Origin of the sequence: Trichococcus sp. (genome assembly GCF_049589555.1) — a bacterium.
Taxonomy (GTDB): Bacteria; Bacillota; Bacilli; order Lactobacillales; family Aerococcaceae; genus Trichococcus.
In genome coordinates this window covers 1-2,406 of sequence record NZ_JBAWAZ010000210.1, presented here as the reverse complement: position 1 = coordinate 2,406, position 2,406 = coordinate 1, and the positions used below count along the sequence as shown (strand labels likewise).

The 2,406-nt window shown below is 38.0% G+C and carries 1 protein-coding gene; it reads left to right on the top strand.

Annotated features, from left to right (window positions below; all coding sequences use genetic code 11):
- Nucleotides 1-386 precede the first annotated feature (386 nt).
- Nucleotides 387-2,406, top strand: a 2,020-nt coding sequence (locus WBV27_RS08000) for a helix-turn-helix domain-containing protein (protein ID WP_424200986.1), incomplete at its 3' end; no start/stop codon positions are given.

Genomic DNA, 2,406 nt, shown 5'->3' with positions numbered 1-2,406 from the left:
TGTCAACGCTTTTTGCCAATGAATCCTACAACAAAGCCAAATCAGAGTTGAATTTTACGTTCTTATCATGTAATGTGACGAGTGTGTTCTCATTTTGTGAACAAACGAGATAGTCGAATCTGTTGGGGCAGGAACATTTTTTGTGTTTCCGACGGACGCGTGAAATAAATTGAAAATACCACGGAGAAACTACTCAGATTAAATTTAATATTGATTATTGGGAAGAAAGAAGTGAAAGTATGAGAAACCTCATTCATGTGGAAATTTTAAAATCTGTAAATGCAACGGAAGTCAGCAACTCGTATATTATCTTCTATCTGCTGAAAGGAAATGTGGAACTTCAGGTTTCCGGGAATTTATTTCATTTGAAACCACAGGATGTTGTTATGATTAATCCTTCTGATAGATACCAAATCAGTAGTGAAGATTGTCTGATAGTGAAATTCAGTATCGAGACCCATGAACTGTTGCAATTGACTGACTATCAAAAAAAATACTTTGCGTGCAATACTGTCAAAGAAAACAATGAGCATTTCGTTAAGTTAAAGGCTTTGCTGGATCGCTTGATAAAATCGAGTTTTGAACAAGAGTACAGAAACCTGTTGTTCCGCAAAAACTCCTATGAGTTAGTCTCGTTTTTGATAGCCAAGTTTTCGAATAATATTCTGATCAAAAATGAAGAGGATGCACGTAAAGATGAAATCATCGCGTACATTGACGCAAATTACCAGGAAGATATTTCACTTAATGCGATTGCAGATTACTTTCATTTGTCACCCCAATATTTTTCGAAGTACTTTAAAGAAAACTTTAAAACGACATTCTTGAAATATGTGAATACCGAAAGGATCGAGGCAGCGCGCAATGAGCTGATTCATAGCGACGCCACCATACTGAGGATCGCTTTAGATCATGGCTTTCCGAATCTGTCGTCTTTTACGCGTGTTTTCAAGGAAATGTATAAAATGAATCCGAGCCAGTATAGGGATCTGAATCAATCAGCCAAAGCAGAAAATGATAAGTGGGAATATTCGTCAGTAAAACAGTACTTGCAGGGCTCGAATATAGACGAATATGAAGGCACGCATGCACTCAACATAAACCTGTCAAAAGAAACTGAGAAATTGAACCCGTACTGGTTCGGTATTTGCAATTTGGGCAACCTCTCCCAGATACCGAATGACGGAATGAAAGAACAAATCGCAGCGCTTCAGAATGAAATTGGCTTCCACTATGCCAGGGTAAATTTGGACTTCTTTAAGTCTCATATGTCGAGGCACTCTTATTATGATGAAGAAAAAGTTTTGGATTTTCTGATCGAAATGGATTTCAGTTTATTTTTCGTAATCGACTTCAGGACTTATCATAATGAAGTGGGATTCGCACATTATCTCAAAGGGATGTTTAATCATTTCATAAACCGCTACGGTATCAAGAAAGTCCAATCGTGGAAATTTGAGCTGGAATACAATACGGATTTTACTGAGGATAAGGCTTGGCAGTACAGTGTTTTTTATGATGAATTAAGCAGCGTATTGGAAGAGATTGGACTCACAAATAAACTGACGGGACCGGCGTTGTTGTTGGATGAGGAAGGCAACAATCTCAAGCGTTTTTTGAAATTTAACACAAAATTGGAGACCCTGACACTGACCGTTGCTCCCTATTCGATTGAAAATAAGAACGGGAATATTATGATCAGCCGAACGACCGATTCAAACTATATTTTTGAGCAATATGAATTAGCACGCAGCATATTTTTGGGAAATAAGCCAACCGGGAAAGTCAACATATCGAGTTGGAAAGACTCGTTGATCGATGTAAGCATCATTAATGACTCAAGCTACAGAGGAGCCAGTATCATGCAAAACATGCTGAGAGGCTATGGGGTTTTGGAGTATTTACCAATAGACAAGCCGCTTGACTTGATGTTTGATGACAACAAAGATAATAATCCGATTTCTGGACTTCCCGGGATTTTGAGCAGGAAAGGCATAAAAAAACCCTCCTTCTATACTTTTAAATTTTTAAAAAAGCTGGATCACTATTTTATCTACAAGGATGAAAATGTTCTGGTGACCAATGATGATATCAAATATTTCGAAATCGTCTGCCATAATTGTAAGCAGCTGAGTTATAAGTACTATTATGCAGAGGAAACTGGGCGCGCAAGCCAAGAAATTTCAGATTATTTTGAGGATAATGACGACAAAAAAATCTCTTTTCGATTGAACGGTTTAAAGAATGGGAAGTACTTCCTTAAATCGCGAACGGTAAATGAAGAGGATGGGAGTGCATTGCATAATTGGCTGAGCATGGATTTCAAGTATCCATCATTTTTCAGCAGGGATGAACTTGATTACCTGAATTCTGTTTCCAAGCCGTCCATCACAGGAAGGATGCTGA